Below are 20,794 nucleotides of genomic sequence, written 5' to 3'. Positions count from 1 at the left end.
AGTATAATTTTAAATGCATTACATTATTTATTTTGTATTAATAATGTAATGCAAATTATTATACTTTTATCTACTCATCTATTTTATGAGTCTGTTTTTTTGGTCCGACAATCGGAAATCTATAATAACCGGTGAAAATCTATACTTTCAATGCACCTGATAATACTCGCGTCGAACTCTTATGGTCACTTAGACCAAAAAATAGGGATAAAATATTTGATAAATTCATAACTCAAACAAACTATACAGAGGTCAACTCGATTCAAAATTGCCACATAGCTATTTATCCCCAAAAAGCTTTTAATCCAGAAACTTTAGTTTTTGATAATTCAGTGTTTGATGCTGCTATGGAAGCGGATAAATATAATAGACCTTTAGTTATTGATGGAACAAGCGACTCAGATGTTTTGTTGGATATACCAACAGCTAGTATATTGCGTTGTGGTTTATATAAAAGTTTAAAAAAAACATTTGAAACTGAATGTCCTTTTTGGAGTAATTATCGCACTAAAATTAGGCTGGATACTCTCAAGATACTTCCTAAAGGAAAAAAACCAGCTGTTGGTTTTTGTGGAACTATATCTTCTATTGGTAAATTATCTAGTTTGGGTAAAATTTTTTTGCCTAATAAGATATCTAAATTAGTTTTATCTCAAGGGAAAATAGCACGTCAAATCGATATTAGACTTCGAGAAGGAATGAGTCTTCAACTAAGAGATACTGCAATTGCATTACTATCATCAGATAGTCGAATAGATAGTCATTTTAATATTAGTGATCCTCATAAAAGTTATTACTTTGAAGATGATTCCAATCGAATTTTTTTAGAAAATTTATTTGTAGATAATATGAATAAATGTGACTATACTCTATGTATTAGAGGTACTGGTAATTATTCAGGACGCTTATATATGACTTTGAATGCTGGGCGTATACCAGTAATAATTGATACCGATGTTGTAATTCCTTATGAAGAAAAACTACACATATTAAAAGTTCCAGTTAACTCTCTGGAAAAAATAGGAGATTTAATCCTGGAGCATTTTGAACAAACAACTGAGCAAGAGTTGCTAGAAATGAAAATGGGAAATCGTGCTGCTTATAATCAGTTTCTGGCTCCTGAAAAATTTTTACCCAACTTTTTACAGACTGTTAGCCAGTAGATTTTATAGCCAGAGCAAATGCTGGAATGGAAAATTGCTATTTGTACTTAGGAGTCTGAATATTTTTTTTTTTTGGTCGGTGAAAAGATAAGGAAAAGTGTAATTCTGTTAATTGAGATTGAATATAGGTTAGTAACCCATGAATAAAAATTACTATACCGAACATTTCTAGTAATTCTTCAAGAGTAGTGGCAATTCCATACACTGTATTGTATCCTGAACTATCAGCGAGATATCCTCCCACTAGCTCCATACCCAAGGCACCAGTAACATAAATAGCACCAGCCGATATAAATATGATTTTTATTTTCATAGGCAAACTTTGGATAAATTTTCTAAATGTGATTAGAAAAAGTACTACTAAGAAAAATCCTGGTATTACCCAAGTGAAATAAAATATCCCTTTAGCATTGATAGCGTTTCGTAAAATTGGGATTGATAGCTCATGAATACTACAAGCCTCATCTATCGCTAAAAATAAAAATATCCAAGATAATGCTTTCCAATGTTTCGCATAGATCGCCTGGCTACTTTTTTTGAACACAGCAATCAGAGCCAAGAGATAGCTACAAAATCCTAGAGTTAAGGCTGAATACAAAGAAGGAAAGTTTGATTCTTGATCAAAATTAAAATAGTGAGAAATAAACTGATTGTCATAGTTAGCATTTAACCAATAAACAATTACTCTTTCTCCCAGATTAAAAAATATTAAGAAAAAGATAATCAAAAGTAAAAATTTAGTAACTTTTGATGGTGATAAATTATATGTAGGCACCAAAAATTGGCGTGAAAAATCATTAGATCGCTTAGATCTCATAGATATTTGGTTGTTCTGATACTTGAGAATATTATATTATTTTTTTAATCTTTACTTAACCCTCCAATAACTTTATCAAACTTTACTTAATTTTTTGATAACTTTATTAAGACTAAATCTTAACTTTATATAATTTACATTTAAATACCTATGCAAAACCTCGTTCGATAGAGCTTTTGACTTGTGATACTAAATACTTTTTGTATAGGTGATTCCTCTGTTTTTTAGGTCACAAAGGCGATTTATGCGAAGCGGTATACCACAAGGGCACAATGTCCTTTAGGGCGGTTTCCCCATTCGAGGACAAGCGCCGCATGTAGTCAGAAAAATAATTGTTACCTTGATCAATCTGATTTAGTATGACTTTAGTGTAAAGACATTTAGTCCCGAGCCTCTAAACATCAATTATTTTGCTGAGTTTAGGTTCTACTAGGAGCCTCTTTCAAAGCTTTTGCTACTGCTTTCCAAGCTGGTTTGCGTAAATATCTCTTATCTAACAATAATGGACGTACCTCAGCTCCATCTAGTCTGGGAGCAAAATCACTTAACCAAGTATAGCGATCGCTCAGACCCCAGTTAATCACAGTCTTAACTGCCGGTTCATCAAGTACTACGGAGAGGTAGTCGTAATATGCTTCTGCCACCAGGCGATCGCGAGTAACAATATCTAGTGGAAGTTGTTCGTCACTGACATCTAATTCAGAAATAATAATTTCTAACCCCATACTGGCAACATCACTGAGGAATTTTCTGAACTTTTGTCGATCAAATTCTCGATTACGATGACCATCTAAATGACTTTGAATGCCTAGGGCATGAATTGGAGTTCCTTTTGCCAAGAGTTTTTCTAACAAATTCAATACTGCTCTTCTACGTTTCTCCTCATAACTATTGCCATATGGGTTACTATACACTAGCCCATTATCGTTATAGGTTAAGATGGCGTGAGAATCGGCTTCAGCAGCAATACGAAAAGCTCTTTCAATATAGTTTGGACCCAAAAAGTTAAGCCAAGTAGGGTATTTTTCGCCTCTAACACCACTTATAGTAGGGTCTTTCAGCTTGTCACTGCGACCATCTTCAACTTTAATCGCTTCATTCACTACATCCCAGGAATGTACCTTTCCCGCATGGCGTTGAGCAAGTGTCGTAATATGAGTAACAAAAATTTTGTCAATTTCGGCAGAGGTAGTATCAGACGCTTTAAATTTATCGATTAACCAAGGTGAATTAAATTCATTCCAAATTAGAGGATGACCGCGAAAAACTAAGTCATTTTCCCTAGCAAAATTGAAATAAGCATCAGTTTGTTGAAAATCATAACTATTATTTTCAAAGGGACCAACTGTCACCCCGAAAAAACCACCGACTACAAGTCCATATTCTCTAACAAAAATTCTCTGAAACTTTTCGTCTATAGGCAATTCTGCAGAATCTCTCTGGGTAAATCCACCATATATAAGCCCTTTAGATTCTGCTAGATTACGTAAACTAGTGACCCTTCCGTTTTTAATTTCTGGGGTTAAACTACTGAAATCTTGATGGGATTCTCGTTTTGGCATTGACGAAGATTTAAATCTATTAGCGCAAGATATAGCACTAAAACCGCCCAATCCCAGTAAAAATGAACGTCTTCCCCTTCTATTGTGTTTTTTGCTCATACAATTATTCTATTTTTAAGCTCAATAAGTGCATGTAAAAGTATGATGTTAAGCAGATTGTTTAGAATATTTATAAACTGCGCCCCACAAAAAAACCATCAAGAGGAATTCAGAAGTAATTGTTGCCCAAATCGCTCCATGCCAGGCAAAAGTAGGAATTAACAAAAAGTTTAATAAACCATTAATAATTGCTACCAATACTTGAGTCACACTTCTGACGCTTTGATAATTTGCTCCAGTCAGAGTATCTGCTGCAAAACCATGCATAGTCCGGAAAAAAATTGTCGGCGAAAGCCACATTAGGGCGAGCGCTGAATCTCCATACTCAGAGCCTAATATTTTGGGTAATAAAGGAGCAAATATTACTATTCCTAAGATTGCCAACAAAGAATAAGCTAAAGACATAGGTAGCAATTTTTTACATAGTTCAAAACTGCCTTTTATTCCGGAAGCGCCTTTTTGAAAGAAATTTCTAAAGGATGCTAACATTAATGACTGAATCGGAGTCAAGGTTACATTTAATACATGATATGCTGCTCCGTAGATTCCCGTCGCCTCTAATGTAGATAACTTGGCCAGCATTGATTTATCTAAGTCGTTATAAATATTTTGTGCGGAAATACCGACAGCAAAAGAAAAACCTAGTAGTAAATCTTGCTTTACTTTTGAGAGCTCAAATTTAGGATAACTTACCTGCTTGACGAGTATTATTGTAGATATTATGGCAGAAGCAAATGTTGCCAAAAAGTATAGTATCGACCAAGTGAGTATACTCGGATTGTCAAAGAAAGCTATGAATGACAGAGATGCCATAAACCTATTCAGAGAAACTAAAAGAATAGTTTTTGCAGTGTAGTTTAAAAGTCCAACTGCAATAAAACTATCTCTAACTGCATCATTTAGCCTGAGAAAAATTAAATTTGCTAAGGCTATAAAAAACACAACATAAATAGAAATATTGGGGATTGAAATAAAGCTATATATTATTAGAATTATGCTAGTAAATATCGAGCCGAAAATAAGTGTTTTGAGAATTGCAGCTCCCCAGTATTCCTGAAATAACCTTCTATTGCGTGAGACATTTTGGATTAAGACTTTTTCACTACCCCAACTAGCAAAGGGTATAAAAATTGAAACTATGGCAACTATTCCCACGTAAGCTCCATATTTTTCTGGAGCGAAAGTGCGGGCCAATATTACAAAGTATATTCCTTGGATAACTAACCTTAGAATAAAAGATTGAAAAATTGTCAAAGAGTTTCTTAGTATTTTATTCTTGGATAAATTACCAAAAATTGAATTAAACCTTTTTTTGGTCATGAATTAACTGGTAGATTTTACTACTTGTGTTTTTATTTTCCTAGTTTTTATTTTCATTGAATATATTGAAACTAAGGATAGAATCCAGATAATACTGTTGGAACCAAAAAAAGATACTTCCGTTAAATTCAGGAAAACAGTATAAAGTAAAAATAAAAATCCCCAGAGCATTTTAGGCTCTTTAAATACTAAATATTGAAATAGTGAATTAAATAAACACCCCATATATCCAATAGTAAATGCGGATAATCCGACTATTCCAAATTGTAACCAGAGTTGAATGTACCCATTGTGGGCATGTACTGGAGACCAGTCATGTTCTTGCCATAATAAATTTGCTTCTCTGCTTAAACCAGAAAAAAAAGTGCCATAACCATAACCCAACCATGGTTTTTGTTGAATGAAATGCCACAATGAATCCCACAAAATAGTTCTTCCTGACAATGTAGTATCTTTGTCATTGGCTATTAAAAATGCATTAAAATTGATCATAATCAGGAAGATTAGTAGAGCAGTAAGGATTAAAAACAGCAAAATAAACAAGACATTTTTTTTAGATCTTAATGATAGTGGCTTTAATCCCTGAGCTGTCAAAAAAATAAATACAGCACTTATTAAAGCTGTAGCAGATTCCCCGAAAAAAATTAAGATTACCGACAGTAGAGAGCAGATTTGAAACAATAACTGATGCTTTTTGTTGGAAGTGGAAATAGATAATAAGTAAAAAGATAGAAAGCTGGCAAACATACTTTCACCCAAACCATTCTTGTGGGGATAAATTCCACGCCAAGCGCCCACAATAGCTTCTGTGTTCATTATGCCGTATTCTGGTAGAGCTATGGCAAATACAAAGCTAAAAAATATAGATATACCAAAAGTCCAACCATATATTTTCAACTGTTGTTCAAAATTAAAACCAGAAGCTAAATATAATCCAAATAAAGTTGTACCAATTAAAGCAATGACCTTTCTTAAGGTAACATCTGGAATAGAAGACCACGTAATTGAAGCAATTGCTAACCCAACTAAAAATAATAGCCATACATTGGTTCCCAGAAAAGCTAATGTTCTCTGCCAACGAAGAATTATTAAACAAAAAGTCAGAAAATAGATTAATAAAAAGGCAACACGAAGTATTATGCTGTCTATATCTTCTCCCGACTGAAAACTTTCAGCACCTATAATTACGGTATAAAAGCCTTGTGAAAAAAGTATTAATGATATTACTGCAAATATATATTCAAAAGGGCGAATTGCTAATTTCATAAGACTAAATTAATCAAAAAATACGTTTTAATCATTGGTTTACGAGGAGTTGTTAAAAAAGCTCAACCTTCGCGACGAAAACCGCTGATGTTTTTTTGATTTTCGATGTAAATACTATTCAACAGTAAATAAGCTTTTCTACTATCCTATTATTAAATTATTGGTAAATTACGCTGATAGAAGATATCTAAAAACGAACAATTATAAACTAATTTTTATTAAAAAACTATTTCTGATAATTACTTTTAATACATAAAATCTAATCAGTTTGGAATTTTAGAATTTAGGTTTAATTTTAGATTATTAACTGCTAACAGAGATGAATAAAAAAGTAAGAAGGTATATCCTAAATAACATAGTGCTACGACTAAAACTCAGCAGCTTTTAATTAGCTGTTTCAAGATTATCTTTGGCATAATAATAACTGTTGTAATAGTATGGCTCTCTATTCATATCTGCTCCATTAACAATTACCCCTAATACTTTTTGTCCAGTGCTATCCAACATTTTCTTCGCTGCTGTTGCACTGCCATAATCGGCAACTCCAGGACGTACTACAAACAGAAAGCCATCTACCAGTCTGCCGATCATTTTAGTATCTGCAATACCAATTATAGGGGGGGTATCAAAAATCACTTGGTCGTAATGCTTTGATACATTATCGATAAATGCTTTTATGAAGGAGGAATCCAGCAAAGCAATGGGATTATCTGAGATTGAACCAGCAGTTAAAACATCCAGATTCGGCATTACATTTTGAATACTATCTTCCCATTTAATTTTTTGATTGAGAACGTTACTTAAACCTACTTGATTGGGAATTTCCCAAATATTATGTTGAGTCGGTCGCCGCATATCTGCGTCAATCAGCAAAATTTTCTGACCACATTGAGCCCTTGATATAGCTAAATTAGCTGATACGGAAGATTTACCTTCTTGAGGAACTGAACTTGTAATGGCAATAACTTGTTTTTTGGCATCAGCATCTAAAAGCTTCAGATTGACCTGGATATTCTGATATGCTTCTTTCAAAGGAATCATTGATACATCGGAAATTATTTGCTCCGGTAAGTTTGCTGTGCCACTTCCAGGAAGCCGCATCTGTTTACTATCGCCAGTTAAATTCAGATTAGGCACTATACCGTGTAGAGGATAGGCAAACATGCTTTCCACTTCTTGAGTGTTCTTGATAGTATTGTCCTTGAGGTCAAGTATAAAAGCCAATGCCATCCCAAATAAGGCTCCCATCATAGCTCCTGCTGCCACGATTACCTTTCCATCAGGATTAACGGGATCTTCTGCTATGGCAGCATCAGATACGATACGAACTTTCCCCACGTTTCTCTGTTCGGCGATTTCTGCTTCTCTCAACTTGCCTAACAATGTCTCATAAGTTGATTGTGCCGCATCAACTTGACGCTGTAGCTCTCTTTGCTGCTCCTGTAATTGTGGTAAATTATCAGATTTTTCCTGATACGCAGCATAGGTATTTTTGAGAGATGCTAATTTTTCCTCTAATCCTTCTTTGCGTAGTCCTAAGTCAGCAAAGTCAGCTAGTTGGGAGCGCTCTAATTCTCCCAAACTCAATATGTTTACCTTGTTAGCTAAATTTCGACCCCGTTCGCCCAAAGTATTGGCGATCTGTTCTTCTAGAAGAGCAGTTAAATCTGCCTGTTCTTGTTTTAGCCTCACAATTTGAGGCGCATTATCAGACAAATAACCTCTTTTTTGTGCGATCGCTACATTAACATCCTGAAGCTGGGAAAATACTCGTTGTACCCCTAGAGATTGACTAAGAGAACTAACTGCCGAAGCTTCTTGCCAGGTCATGCCTAATTGACTTGTTAACTTACTGTATCGAGCATTAACAGCCTTCAATTCGGCTTCAGTTTGATCGATTTGATTGGCAACTGTAGCGATCGAATCAATTGTTGTCGTGGTCTCTTCGACTAAATTAGCAGTACGATTCCGATTTTTAAACTGACGCAAATTAGCTTCAGCCTCTTTGACAGTAGCTTCTGCTTTAGGCAGCTGCTTAGAAATAAAATTTCGTGCAGCTACAGTCTCACTACGACTATAGAGAGTATTTCCCTCTGAATACAGTTCTAAAGCTCGTTTGACAAAAGATACAGCCACCTCTGGATCGGGGTCGCTAAAAGTAATCTGTAATAAATCTGTACCTATAATTGGCTCGGCATTGAGATGTTTAGCTACATCCTTATATGTAAGGGGTTCGCCATCATCATCCTTAAGACCTAGTTCTCTAATTAACTTGACGACGGTTGAGCGGGACTGAAGAATTTTCGCTTCTGTTTCCACAGGATCTTTGTCTTGCGTTAACCCCTTGATTTCTTCGGAGCCATTTTCCAGACCAATTAGCTTGGAAGTTCGATCTGGTTTAATTAATAACTGAGCCTCGGCCTGATAAACATCCTCAGAAGCTAAAGCGGCAACTAATGACAGGGCAAGTATACCGGCAAAAGTTGCTGTAGCTGGTATCCAACGCCGTCTTAAAACTTGCCAATATCTTCCAAAGTCTATATATTCTTCTAAGTGCAAGTTAGAATCCATAAATTTTAATAATATATTTGAAATATTTAATTATTTATCCTGAATTTTGATTGTTATGTATTTAGCTTAGTAGGCTCCTTTGGCACCAAAAACGACTTGAACCGTTTGCAGCAGAATCTTGAAATCAAGTGTTAAAGACCAATTCTTGATATATTCAAAATCTAAATTAAAAACACCATCTGAACCCGTATCAGAACGACCGCTAACCTGCCACAAGCCAGTAATACCTGGTAATACTTCTTGACGGAAAAAATGGTTGTCATCAAACTTAGCCACATCTCTTACCGGTAGAGGACGAGGTCCAACCAAGCTCATTTCACCTCGCAAAACATTGAATAATTGAGGCAGTTCATCAAGACTATAACGGCGTAGATACTTGCCAACCTTAGTAATACGAGGGTCTTCCTTGATTTTGAAGAGGATCCCCCCCTGAATCTCGTTTTGTTCTTCTAACTGTTTTTGCAATTCACTGGCATTTTCGACCATAGTACGAAACTTACAGATTTCAAAGTAGTTCCCATTGAGACCAACTCGAGTTTGTTTATATAAAATGGGTCCTGGAGAATCCAGTTTAATTAGAACTGCGATTATCAGCATTGGTATACCAATAACCATCAATAAAATTAGAGAAACAAACACATCAAAAATACGCTTGCTGAAAAAATCCATACCGACGATTGCCGAATTGCTAAATCTAATCGTCGGTACTCCCAAGATAGTGGCCATTTCAACTTGTCTTTCTGGCAGTTGAATGTTTATTGGTATAATTCGCCAATTAACACCTATAGTTCTAAGTTTCCAGTATAAGCTGGCTGCTCCTTGAACTGCTTCCCAGGAGCAGATAAAAACTTCATCTAATTCTTTATGGTTAATCCTATCTAAAGCTAAATTCAAAGATTCATCATCTTCAAAGTCAGATAAGTTGAGCTGACCAGCAATTTGAAAAACTTCACTGCTTTCTAAAAGACATTTAGATCTTTCTAATTCTTTTTGATTACCAATCAAAAGTATTTTTTGTCTTAAGGGGAAATGTTTTTGACGTATGTAAGCCCAAATCCAGTTTAAGGTTAGACGTTGTAAAGAAATCAACACCATTGTCACCAAAGTTACAATAGCAAGTTGATAGAGAATATCAACTTCATAAAATCTCAGCACTATCGGGACAATAGCTAAATGGGCTAGAAATACTGCCTTAACGGAACTGTAAATACTTCTACTTTTATCTCCTCTGCGATATAAATCGCTAACCGAAAAAAGAAAGATCATGAAAATCAGTACAGTTAGAAACAAACTGTTGATTCCCAGTCCTAGTTCAACTGCATCTACACTCAACATCCGCGAATTGAAAACATCGGCGTTAGACCAACTAAACCAAAGTGCTAGGCTGTCTAGCATCAGCAAAATAACTACTTTCAGTCTGTAAGACAACTCTTTTTCGGCCAACTTCAGCTGACCTGGAGATCTGAGGTCTCTACCTTTAGCTATCTCATTAGATAAATAACCTTTATCTACTGTATAGTCCGGAGGACTGGAAAACTTGTCTAACATAACTTGCCTTTTGATTTAGTTTTTGAGTTCAGAATTGAGAATGCTTGAATCCAAGGATTATCACTCACCACTCTTGACAATTAACCGAGCTGGTAAAAAACTTGATAGTAATTATTTCTCGGCTTTAAAAAATATTAATAAATATCTAGTTAATAATAACTAAGTATTGTTATTTACGTAATATCACTTAAGGTATAAATTAATGTATAACCTAGGTTTACCAAACTGTCAATCTCTTCATGTGAACTTCATTGAATATACAGAAAAAGGTAAAAAACTTTAGTAGAAAATATGTAAGGTGCAACAAAGAATACGTAGTAGATTTTTCGGCAAAAGAGAACTTACTAGGAGTATTAAATTTTGGTTAAATCCAGCAGAAATACTGAAGTTGGTTTTTTCATTCTCATAAACTTAGTGCAATCAAGAACTATTGCAAGAAACAAATTCAAGCAACTTTCAATAATTATTTTCTTGCAGGTCTAATTAAAAAATATCTTTTCGACGCTGTACAATCAGCGCAATAACTAAGTAGATTAAGGTATGAGCAATTAAGATGCCCCAATTTAGACCTAGATTTTCCCAGGTTGCCTCATATACTGGGGTAGCTTGAAAAATTTCGTTGAGTATTTCTGCACTTAAACCTGAATTGGAAGGTGGAGCCATAGCATTTACATCTGCTAATGAACCATAAGCACCAATTGACCAGCGACTAAGCATTAGCCAAGAAAGTTTTCCCGACCACCCTTCTAGAGTAAACAAAACTCCGGAAAATATAATTTGTGGAATCATTACTAAGGGAAGGATGCCGTTGCCTTCATTTTCAGTTTTGACAAATGCTGAGAGCATTAAACTGAGACTAGTACTAGCTAAAAGAGTTAAAAAAGTTGTAATGGCAAAACCTAGAAACCAAGGAATCAATTGGGACTCTGGAGCTTTAAACACTAGTAATACTACCGCAGTAATCAGAATTGTTTGAGCAAGAGCTAAACCCCCTCGAATCAATAATTTTGAGGTAAGATAAGGCAATAATCCTAGATTGAGCAACCTTTCACGAAAATAGATAGCTGATTCTTTAACGATTTCACGAATCGCATTGGATAGTCCAATCCAAATTGCCACACAGCTAAAGACAAATAGTAAACTTAGAGCTAATGATGCCTGAGTGAAGCTGGGGGTATCTGCTATGCTCAAGGGTTGTTGATCTCGGAGAGGTAGACCAGTTAAAGCGATAGTAATTGGACCAGATAGTAGTGTCAATACTAAACTAGTAGTATCTCGGCTAACTAATTTCCAGTAACGCTTACAGAGCAAAGATAGTTGTGCCCAGGGAGAAATTCCTGTTTTGGAATTGTTAGATTTGGCAACTTGCTGGTTTTCTTTGCCTGGACTCAGGGAATTTTGGATGTAAGATTTATACTCAGGAGAGCTAGCAAATTTATTAGACCAATAGCTGACTCTTTCGGCGATCGCAATTTTATTTTTGCCTTTATTCAATTCGATATAAATATCAGCAAAATCACTAAATTTTTCGTCAGCGAAATAACCAGTATATCGTTGGAAAAAAGGTAGGGCTTCTTCCGGCGGTCCATAGTAACAGAGATTGCCCCCCAATCCCATAAAAGCGATGCGATCGCAAATGCCAATATTATCTGTAGCATGAGTCACTAAAGCAATAGTTCTACCGCGGTCAGCCTGCTCTCGTAGCAGCAGCATCATCTCTTTATCAAGACCAGGATCGAGACCTGAAGTTGGTTCATCCAAAAAGAATAATTTAGGATCGGCTAGTAACTCAACTCCAATACTAACCCGCTTGCGTTGTCCGCCACTAAGCTTGGACACTAAGGTATTACGGACATGAGAAAGCTTGATTTGTTCTAAGGTATTAACAATTACTTGGTTGATATCAGTATCGGGGGGAAGACGCAATTGGCAAGCACAACGCAAAACCTCTTCTACTGTCAGGTCACGGTGGATAATATCATCTTGAGGAACGTAACCCACTTGAGAACGATAAATTGGCCAATTTTTGCGAAGATTATCGCCGTTGAGATAAACTGCCCCAGAGGAGATGGGCGCAATTCCCAATAAAGACTTCATTAAAGTTGACTTTCCGGCACCACTACCGCCAACAAATGCCACTAATTGTCCTGGTTCCAGCACTAAAAAGACATTGTTGAGAATGGTAAACTGTTCTCCTTTCTTGTCTTTAACCATAAAGGTCAATTCATGAGCATCAAGACGAATCTGATTGTTAGCGTTGGTTAACTCTAGGGATTCTCCAGTGTAGAGCAAGACATATGGCCCAATTTGAACAGTATCGCCTTTGTTGAGCAAATATGGCTTTTCAATTCGATTACCGTTAACAAAAGTACCATTACTACTGCGATCATGAATGATATGACGACCTTTACTATCCGGATTGATTGTGGCATGAAGACGAGATACAGTCGGCGCATCCAATTCCATAGAGGCAGTGCTGTGGGGGTTAGGAGATCTTCCTAGCTCCACGGGCCAATTTTGTAATCCCTTGAGGTTGAGCCGACGAATGCTAGGCATAGTCATCTCTCCCCGTTTGGGATTATAGTAGGTTAAAATGATTTGCTGGCGGGGATCTTGACCGATATGAAGTTGTTCACCGTTTTTGAGAATATGCCCTTCTGTCAAATTAATTCGTGACTGATTGAGAAAAATACCGTTGCCACTGGGTTTTTGATGATGGCGATCGCCATCATAGATGCGAAAATTGTTACCTTCTTTTTCAATAATTGCTTGTTTGCGAGAAATGATGTTCCATTCTTTGGGAGCTTGCATATTGGCCCATTGAGGATCTCGTCCCAAATAGTTAATGTCTTTGCTAAGAAAGAGAGTCTTTTTTTGACCTTGATTATCTAATTCGATATAGGGTTCTGTATTAACAACTGTTTCTTTGGAATAATTGCCAGTCATCGTATTGCAAATAATTTTTTATTTTAAAGATTAAATAAAGGCTCGATTAGATTCGCTGTCTCTATAAACCTACTTAAATATTGTTGGTAAAAACTTCTCAGTTTAAACTAAAATGTATCACATATTAACTACAGTAATTGATGACAATTTATTGATAAATTCGAAATTACAACCTTTTAAAATCCTAAATTTACCTTCTTAGCATAGAGGTAACTTGTATAAACTAACAAGCAACATTAAACCTTAAGGCAAGTTCAGAAAATAGCAAAGATAGCTTTCTTTTAGATCGAGAAAAATAAGACTATCTCTGAATCAGCATTGTGTAGTATTTTGGTTAAGTGATTGGAAAATTCGTTATGTTCTCTGTTTCTGCAATTAAATGCTACATAACTATAATTATTGACTATGGGCAGAAATTGTAGAGTGGGGTTTAAAATAACGACAGAGTAACTTTCTGTTAATATCCAAGATTACTACATCTATTATTTGGTCGATTAATGCTCCCTCGCCAAAACACAATTGAAATATTTTCTACTTTTATCCAGTTTGATTATGATCGCTTTAGTACCTGGGCGACGGACACAAGATTGCGTCGCAGTATGAAGCAATCATTAAACAAGATATCTACTGAGAGTTCGGACAACTTTTGGGCGTTATATTGGCATCAAATTTGGCAAAAGCAACCTCAAAGCCTGGCAAGAGAACATTTAGCAGCTTATTTGCAAGAAGTATGTTTTTGGTCATCAACCAAAACCATTAGCGGCTTTAGTAGCAATCAGTATACAGTACCTGATTGTTTTCAAGTGGCGATCGCTGGAATTGATAAAGTTCTCAAAGGATTTGATCGCGAACGAGGATTTAACCTTAAAAGCTATGCCAGTATTACCTTTGGTAATCTAATTCGGGAGCTATTAAGACAAAAACGAGAAATTGATATCTGCTCTGATTGGTCGCTGCTACGTAAACTAAGTCAGAAAAGAATGACCGAAGCACTTGCTAGTGCCGGACTAGACCAGGAAGTAGTTGAGCAATACATCTTAGCCTGGAATTGTCTGAAGACGATTTATGTACCAGAGCGAGCTAGTTCTACTCGTAAGCTACCTAAACCAGAACGGGAAACTTGGGTAGCGATCGCGAATTTCTATAATCAAGAACGTCGAACTCAACTCAAGCAGGCTGGTAAAGCTGCAACTCCAGAAAATATAGAAAAGTGGATGCTAGTTTGCGTCAAAGCGGTCCGTTCCTACTTGTTTCCCAGTGTCACATCAATTAATAGACCTAAACCAGGTTATGATTCTGGAGAAATAGTCGATTCCATCGTCGGCGAAGTTGACGATTCCCTGTTAACAGATATGATTGCGGATGAAGAGGCAGAACAACGTAGTCAACAGCAGACAGATATTAATCAGTTTTTAACTGCCTGCATTCAAAAATTAAAACCCGAAGAGCGAAAATTATTAGAACTTTATTATTCCCTAGGACTTAAACAAGCTGAAATTGCCCAGGAGTTAAATACCCAACAATATACAATTTCTCGCAAATTATCTCGGGCCAGAAAAGTGCTGCTCAAAGCTTTGGCAAAATGGACCCAAGAAACTATGCATATTTCTTTGACATCGGACGTACTCGACAACATAAGCTCACTATTAGAAGAATGGTTAGCTGGTTATTACGACAGCGACCAATAACTAAGAAAAAATATATTAAACAGGAGTACTCCGATGACTACCGTAAACCAAAGTTTATTTAACCCCACTCAATTAGTTCTCGAACTAAACGAAACTATTATTAATCAAGCTTGGTCACAAAGCTCAAATGTGGTCAACGACCATAGTCGTTGGCAAAACTATCTCAACCAAGTAACATTAAATGCTTTTTTACCTTGGTTACAAACAGAAGAAGATAGTTCAGCTCAAGCAAGTTTCGATCTAGCTACTAATAATGACATTTGGGAGGTAGTCAACGGTACTGCAATTAGTCTCAAAGATGCCAAACTAGTCTTAATTCCCTCTGAAGCTGAAGACTTAAGTGAATTACGAGTTCCTCAAGAATGGATTGACATTCCTGAATGGTCAGCAGACTACTATTTAGCAGTTCAGGTGAATGTTGATGCTGGCTACATCCGCGTTTGGGGCTATGCTACTCACCAACAGTTAAAAACTAGCGCTAACTTTAGTCATAATGACCGTACCTATACTTTGACTGATGACGAATTAATCTCCGATATTGATGTCTTGTGGGTAGCTAGAGAATTATGCCCCGAGGAAGTAACTCAAGTGGAGGTTGAACCTGTGACAGCGATCGCTCCTACTCAAGCTGAGAACTTAATCAAGCGTTTAGGCGATCGCTCCATACTATTACCTCGGTTAGCTGTTCCCTTCCGTACCTGGGCAGCCTTAGTGCAAAATAAAAACTGGTGTCGTCGCTTGGCAGCAACTCGCCGTGGTGTAACATACAAAACTCCAGTATTGCAGTGGTTACAGCAGGGTATGACTAACTTAACTACAGATTTGGGTTGGAGACCAATCGAAATGACTCCTAGCGCGATTGGTGCTAGAGGTGTTGCTACTCCAGAACCAACTACTAGCAGTGCAGTTCCCTCGTTTGGCTTGGCTAAACAAGTTGCGATCGCCAATCAGTCTTATGAATTAAAAATTCTTCCTCTGCCTGATCTAAGTTCATGGCGTTTTGAATTGCGCAGTCTTACACCTGGTGGTATGATCCCCGCTGGCTTTAAGCTCAGATTACTCACCGAAGATTTACAGGCTTTTGAAGGTAACGAAGATCTAGCAACTGAACCAGTAGAGCAGCTCTGCTTGGAAGTAGATTTAGATGCTGGAGAATCCCTAGTTTGGCAAATAGAACCTACGCCCGACAACTATCAGCCAGAAGTATTGCAGTTTTAAACACTTAATTTAAGTCAGTTCAACACACATTGCAGCGGTAAAACACCGTGTAATATTATGACTCAAAAAAAATGACCTGTTCCACCTAATTATCTTGGTGTGAACAGGTTTTGATTATTATAGGTAGTGTTGTAGAAACTGTATCTGAACAGGATTTCGTATGAGATGGAGAAATATGAATTCTTTTCAAAAAGGAAAATTGCTGCCGCGTCGACTCTGATCCACTTGGTCTACAAAACTCGATATGCCTCGGGATTTTGTAACAAATTTGAGATATTGGGCATTTTAGAAATATTTTCCCCTGTTCGATGCTTAAGCAGCTTCTTGTGAAAAGATCCTTTAGGACGGGATAAGAGGCGAGATCTGAAGTTTAGATGATCGAAACCGAACCATAAATAGAGAGAACCGAGCATTTGCCTCACGAAGAAGTATTGTAAAATTTTAGTTTCATATTCACCCCAATTAATATTCAGAAAGTGCAAATCACTCCAATCATACTGCTCCTCTTGCGGTTGAGTTGATACTTCTGCCTTGCTTGCTGACTCGATCTGGTGCTGAATCAATTGGCGAATCCCATCTGGAGATTCATTCTCAAAGCATTGAATCATATAATCATGTTCGGGACTAGTGTTGGTATACAATAGCGTTCCTTTTCGGGCATTTTGAGTAAGAAATCGAAGACCAGTAACTTTGTCACCGAAGGAGAATTTACCTCCTAAACGCCAAGCTCGCATGAGCCAGTCCCGCAAAGAGGGTCGCCATAAACTGTTTGACGGTTTCCAGTTACCAATTGCTCTAGCATAGGATGTTCGTATTAGCCAAAAGCTGCTCGGCTCGAACAGCATGGCATTCGACAAAATTAGATAATTTAAATCTCTCGATTCAGGAAGAAGCTCGGTAAACTCGGGGATTATAGTACCATTATCCTCGAATTTTACTTTAGTGGCATTGGCACATTGACCAATATGGAAATCACTACCTTGTGCGATCATCTGCTCCAGGGAGTAACCTAAGTGATCCCTGAGTAAAAGGTCGTCATGATTTAGAAAACTAACAAACTCGCCTTGAACTAATTGTAAACCAAAATTATTGGGACCAGATTGCTCGCCAAATCGTTCAGGAAAATTGTAGTACTTAATACGAGACTCTCCTAAAGAGTGGATCATCTCTGCCGTTTCATCGCTACAGCAGTCGCCAACAACAATTGCAGTCCAGTCCTGGTATTGTTGTAGAATGAGGGATTTGAGTACACATCTCAGGGTGTCAACACGTTTGTAGGTTGCAATTACTAACGTTATATGTTTTGAAATCATATTCAAATTTTATATATATGCTATCAGCATAGAAATCAAGCTTCTGGCCTCATTGGAAAAAAAGCCTTGACGATTGGCAAAGAACTCAATCTGCTGCATAGTCATCCACGACAGATTTTCCCCAAGGTCAATCGCCTCATCCTTGTCTAAAAGGTAAATACTATATCTAGAAATGCACTTATAAAAGCGACCACCCTCATCGGAGTGCAAATTGGATACCAAAAGCTTTGCTCGACTCAGATAATTTTTGAGTTCGTTTTCCTTGGCTTCAAAAGCAGACAAAATAAAAGACTCATTATTCAGGTTCTGAATTGTCGGACCATACTGGCAACATTCGCGAAAACCTATTTCTGCCCGACAGTTGAACAAAAAGTGAAGTACGCCATTTTTTTCTTGAGCGTAAAGAATAACCTCTCCTTCTTCTTCAGAGACCACGAGGGGCTGATCCCATTGAGCAACCTCACGCTCCGTTGTTTTGACTTGAAACTGTCGGACTTCAAAGCTATCTTCATTTGTCGACCTGATGACGTTTTCAGTCATCTCCCAGTGTTTTAGGTCACTTATACTGACTATCTTAGTCGTAAATTTAGCCGTGTTGCGGCAGTGCTCCAATCTATCAATAATATCTCGGCTTGAGAGAGCATAATCTTGCTCTTGAGCTTCGTACGAATTGAGTAAAGCTTCTCCTATTCCTTCCAGCTCTCGCCAACGCGAAAATGGTTGCTGGTTTGGAGTTATGGTCGACCAAGAACTACAAACTAAAACAGACCTAGCGTCAGTATTGATTTTAAAATCCTGAATTAACAGGGAACACAAATTTTCGATCCGAGTCCATTTATAAGGTGAACTCTCTGAGAAAGCTACATCTTCAGCAATCTCAATAATCATGTTGCGATTATACTTGCCAAGAAATCTTGTTCCCTGCTCTGACTGAAGACTATCTGCTAGAATAGTCGCCTTTGGCGATCCCAAGAAATACTCGAGAAATGGAGTTTCCTTACCATGATGCCTTCTTTTGTAGTTACTTTCGGTTGCCTGAACTGAAGGCGCAGCTTGTATTAATCCAATATTTCCTGGTTCTGGTTTGGCTTGAACCAAGATTTCTAGTTGACTGCCATTCTTTCGGACCATGAAACCAAGAATGCCGATTTCTGGCTGATTAATTAAGGGCTGCTCTAGATGAGTTTGTTCTTGGTCATTGAGGTAGACTGTTGCTCCCACAATAGAGAAAAATCCCCCGGATAAATGTCGCAGCTCGCGATCCTCAAACTTCCATTCTTTTGATCTTTGCCAGCTAATTTCCTCCGCTTCCATGTCACAAAACTGACGGTGCTCTTCTAACCATCTTTCGAGTTCGCTAGTGGGTGAAAAAATCGCATTTTTGGATAACAGTTGATTCCGGCTCATTAATCTCTTATAAAAAATTTGCTGTGAAAATTCTCATACGCCTGATGTGAATTAACAGTAAGAATCGGCGTAGCTGTCAGGCGCAAGACTAATTGGCTAGTCCCCATGTATGCTCAACAAAAAACGTTAATATCAAAAGTTTCTGAGCCCCAAGCTTTTCTAAGCACTAGGCTTTTCTGGACAAGCTAATCACAGATTGCTCCACCGTAAAACGACGGAGTGTTATGTGACCGTTGGTCAACTTGACCATCTCTTATACTTAAGATCAACTACATAAAGCAAAAAAACACTACTGTGTCTTTAGGGTCAGCTAATACCATCTATCTACGTAGTCAATGAAAAACTACTAAGATAATCAAAAGGTTTATAGCTGATTAATCATGTCCTTCAGACACTATCACCACACGACTTGGTATTTTTGGATTATTTTGAGAAACCAAGTAACAAAATTTGGTAATTTGAATTTTTTATTATGACCTTTACAATTACTAATTTTCAGTAATTGCCTTTAGTAACTACCAAATCGTGTCTCTAAATTTTCTAATTCACATTAGACATCTTATAGAAAATCCACGGATCTAGAATATAGGTAAAATGTCAATTTCCTGCTTAGCGAGATTAAACTAAAAATTTACCAGTTAATGATTTCTAGTCATTACTAACATTAAAGCTGTTAAAAAAATTAATCCCATTACCCCGGCGATGGGATTTCCATTAATTCCTGTAACCCAGACAGGAACTTGATTTGTATATTGAATTAGCTCACCAACATTAACAATGTAGTAACTCCAAACTAAACCAGCGTGGATGCCGATCGAGGTGCCCAGGCGATCGCTATGTTGGTATTTAGCTAAGGTGAGAATTAATCCCAGCATTACTAAAGCCGGAAAAGTAACCCCCGTGCGAATTATCTCTGCAACTGGTTTGATAAAATGAGCCAAAGCAAACATTATTGCCCCGATCCAGAGGCACTGCTTCTTGTTGTAGCCTTGTTGTAACTCATCGAGCAACCAACCACGAAATAACAATTCTTCTGCCAAACTAATTCCACAGGCACTAAGCAACCCTTCAGCAATGATTTTAAGCAAGTTAGCCGAAGGGGTTTTGACTTCAATCCATCCTAGCAGTGCTTCCACAATGAATAGGCCCAAACAAACCCAAAAACCAATGGCTAGACCGCTCAAGAATTCTCTGCTGTTTCTGCCGCTTTTTTCTAAACCATATCGGGCAAAAATATTCGTTTCACCATAGACTAATTTGCCCCACAATTGCCACAAACATAGTAGTTCTAGGAACAGCACAGCCATGGTAACAATGGTGGCAAGGTTACTGTCATGGCGCAGTAACCAATTAATTGGAATCGCTAACGGTAGCCATAAAATAGACAAAACACCAATGAAGATTAACAACCTCAATGATGTTGGCAATTTTGATATTTTTTTTAAATAGAGGGCAATTGACAATTAAAGATCAACCATTAATAACCGGCAGAATTCACCATAACATCCCTCAGCCTCGTCCATTACTCATCGGGTTCAATAGTACTAGTCAACCCATGATTACCAAGAGTTTCACAATAAAATTCTGCAGGTTCTAATGCACAAGTAATAACTAAGCCGATACCATTGTTATGAGTTTCCATCATAATGTTGACTGCTTGCGGTTGAGTCATACCACCAATAGTCTGCATCAAAACCTGTACGACATACTCCATTGAGTTGAAATCATCGTTGTGGAGTAGAACTTTATAGCGAGGTGCGTGTTTACGCACAGTTGAAGTTGAACTTTTATCAATTACAGAAGTTCCCGCGGACACAGTTATATCTCCTTTAAAACTTTTTGTATTTAGCTGAATTACAAATTATTTTCAATGTCA

14 protein-coding genes are annotated in these 20,794 nt (G+C 37.2%); 3 read left to right on the top strand and 11 right to left on the bottom strand.

From position 1 onward, the window contains the following. Positions 1-131: 131 nt before the first annotated feature. Positions 132-1,163 carry a hypothetical protein gene (locus tag PLEUR7319_RS0131765; RefSeq protein WP_019509284.1) on the top strand — a complete coding sequence of 344 codons (1,032 nt, stop codon included), beginning with the start codon at positions 132-134 and terminating at the stop codon, positions 1,161-1,163. 37 nt (positions 1,164-1,200) lie between these two features. Here the strand turns inward: PLEUR7319_RS0131765 and PLEUR7319_RS37375 are convergent, their stop codons facing one another. The 7 genes from PLEUR7319_RS37375 to PLEUR7319_RS0131730 all read right to left on the bottom strand — a co-directional run bounded on the left by PLEUR7319_RS37375 (position 1,201) and on the right by PLEUR7319_RS0131730 (position 13,292). After that, on the bottom strand, positions 1,201-1,980 hold the full coding sequence (locus tag PLEUR7319_RS37375; protein ID WP_019509283.1) for a hypothetical protein: 780 nt from the start codon (positions 1,978-1,980) through the stop codon (positions 1,201-1,203). Positions 1,981-2,399: 419 nt separating this feature from the next. After that, positions 2,400-3,641: an endo-1,4-beta-xylanase gene (locus PLEUR7319_RS0131755; RefSeq protein ID WP_026102911.1), complete on the bottom strand. Its 1,242-nt coding sequence runs from the start codon at positions 3,639-3,641 to the stop codon at positions 2,400-2,402. A 48-nt stretch (positions 3,642-3,689) separates the two neighbouring features. Next, positions 3,690-4,895, bottom strand: a complete 1,206-nt coding sequence (locus PLEUR7319_RS0131750; RefSeq protein WP_158441901.1) for an oligosaccharide flippase family protein — start codon at positions 4,893-4,895, stop codon at positions 3,690-3,692. Between the two features lie 69 nt (positions 4,896-4,964). Then, complete coding sequence (locus tag PLEUR7319_RS37370; protein ID WP_019509280.1) at positions 4,965-6,227, bottom strand: O-antigen ligase; 1,263 nt, start codon at positions 6,225-6,227, stop codon at positions 4,965-4,967. 384 nt (positions 6,228-6,611) lie between these two features. Then, a complete protein-coding gene (locus tag PLEUR7319_RS0131740; RefSeq protein WP_019509279.1) occupies positions 6,612-8,798 on the bottom strand; it encodes a polysaccharide biosynthesis tyrosine autokinase in 2,187 nt (728 codons plus the stop codon). A 66-nt stretch (positions 8,799-8,864) separates the two neighbouring features. Then, positions 8,865-10,346 carry a sugar transferase gene (locus PLEUR7319_RS0131735; RefSeq protein ID WP_019509278.1) on the bottom strand — a complete coding sequence of 494 codons (1,482 nt, stop codon included), beginning with the start codon at positions 10,344-10,346 and terminating at the stop codon, positions 8,865-8,867. 483 nt (positions 10,347-10,829) lie between these two features. Further along, positions 10,830-13,292 (bottom strand): ATP-binding cassette domain-containing protein, encoded by a 2,463-nt coding sequence (locus PLEUR7319_RS0131730; RefSeq protein WP_019509277.1) that lies wholly within the window; start codon positions 13,290-13,292, stop codon positions 10,830-10,832. A 497-nt stretch (positions 13,293-13,789) separates the two neighbouring features. Here PLEUR7319_RS0131730 and PLEUR7319_RS0131725 point away from each other — a divergent pair, with 497 nt between their 5' ends. Next, positions 13,790-14,980, top strand: coding sequence for a sigma-70 family RNA polymerase sigma factor (locus PLEUR7319_RS0131725; RefSeq protein ID WP_019509276.1), 1,191 nt, complete (start codon positions 13,790-13,792; stop codon positions 14,978-14,980). Positions 14,981-15,013: 33 nt separating this feature from the next. After that, positions 15,014-16,198, top strand: coding sequence for a DUF1822 family protein (locus tag PLEUR7319_RS0131720; protein WP_019509275.1), 1,185 nt, complete (start codon positions 15,014-15,016; stop codon positions 16,196-16,198). 230 nt (positions 16,199-16,428) lie between these two features. Here PLEUR7319_RS0131720 and PLEUR7319_RS38725 read toward each other — a convergent pair whose 3' ends face one another. The 4 genes from PLEUR7319_RS38725 to clpS form a co-directional block, all read right to left on the bottom strand. Then, positions 16,429-17,511, bottom strand: a complete 1,083-nt coding sequence (locus PLEUR7319_RS38725; protein ID WP_019509274.1) for a glycosyltransferase family 2 protein — start codon at positions 17,509-17,511, stop codon at positions 16,429-16,431. A gap of 9 nt (positions 17,512-17,520) precedes the next feature. After that, positions 17,521-18,918 carry an NDP-hexose 2,3-dehydratase family protein gene (locus tag PLEUR7319_RS0131710; protein ID WP_019509273.1) on the bottom strand — a complete coding sequence of 466 codons (1,398 nt, stop codon included), beginning with the start codon at positions 18,916-18,918 and terminating at the stop codon, positions 17,521-17,523. A gap of 638 nt (positions 18,919-19,556) precedes the next feature. Continuing rightward, on the bottom strand, positions 19,557-20,354 hold the full coding sequence (locus tag PLEUR7319_RS0131705; protein WP_036801206.1) for a type II CAAX endopeptidase family protein: 798 nt from the start codon (positions 20,352-20,354) through the stop codon (positions 19,557-19,559). An 86-nt stretch (positions 20,355-20,440) separates the two neighbouring features. Beyond that, a complete protein-coding gene (clpS, locus tag PLEUR7319_RS0131700) occupies positions 20,441-20,734 on the bottom strand; it encodes an ATP-dependent Clp protease adapter ClpS (RefSeq protein WP_019509270.1) in 294 nt (97 codons plus the stop codon). Positions 20,735-20,794: the final 60 nt, after the last annotated feature.

This window comes from Pleurocapsa sp. PCC 7319 (assembly GCF_000332195.1).
In the GTDB taxonomy this organism is placed as follows: domain Bacteria; phylum Cyanobacteriota; class Cyanobacteriia; order Cyanobacteriales; family Xenococcaceae; genus Waterburya.
Note: the sequence above shows the minus strand (reverse complement) of the source record. Positions and strands in the feature narration are given on the sequence as shown.

Excerpts from the sequence above, each read along its gene's own strand:
- PLEUR7319_RS0131720 (WP_019509275.1), top strand. The coding sequence starts at position 15,014 with ATGACTACCGTAAACCAAAGTTTATTTAACCCCACTCAATTAGTTCTC.
- PLEUR7319_RS37375 (WP_019509283.1), bottom strand. The coding sequence starts at position 1,980 with ATGAGATCTAAGCGATCTAATGATTTTTCACGCCAATTTTTGGTGCCT.
- PLEUR7319_RS0131730 (WP_019509277.1), bottom strand. The coding sequence starts at position 13,292 with ATGACTGGCAATTATTCCAAAGAAACAGTTGTTAATACAGAACCCTAT.
- PLEUR7319_RS37370 (WP_019509280.1), bottom strand. The coding sequence starts at position 6,227 with ATGAAATTAGCAATTCGCCCTTTTGAATATATATTTGCAGTAATATCA.
- PLEUR7319_RS0131755 (WP_026102911.1), bottom strand. The coding sequence starts at position 3,641 with ATGAGCAAAAAACACAATAGAAGGGGAAGACGTTCATTTTTACTGGGA.
- PLEUR7319_RS0131725 (WP_019509276.1), top strand. The coding sequence starts at position 13,790 with ATGCTCCCTCGCCAAAACACAATTGAAATATTTTCTACTTTTATCCAG.
- PLEUR7319_RS0131710 (WP_019509273.1), bottom strand. The coding sequence starts at position 18,918 with ATGAGCCGGAATCAACTGTTATCCAAAAATGCGATTTTTTCACCCACT.
- PLEUR7319_RS0131740 (WP_019509279.1), bottom strand. The coding sequence starts at position 8,798 with ATGGATTCTAACTTGCACTTAGAAGAATATATAGACTTTGGAAGATAT.
- PLEUR7319_RS0131735 (WP_019509278.1), bottom strand. The coding sequence starts at position 10,346 with ATGTTAGACAAGTTTTCCAGTCCTCCGGACTATACAGTAGATAAAGGT.
- PLEUR7319_RS38725 (WP_019509274.1), bottom strand. The coding sequence starts at position 17,511 with ATGATTTCAAAACATATAACGTTAGTAATTGCAACCTACAAACGTGTT.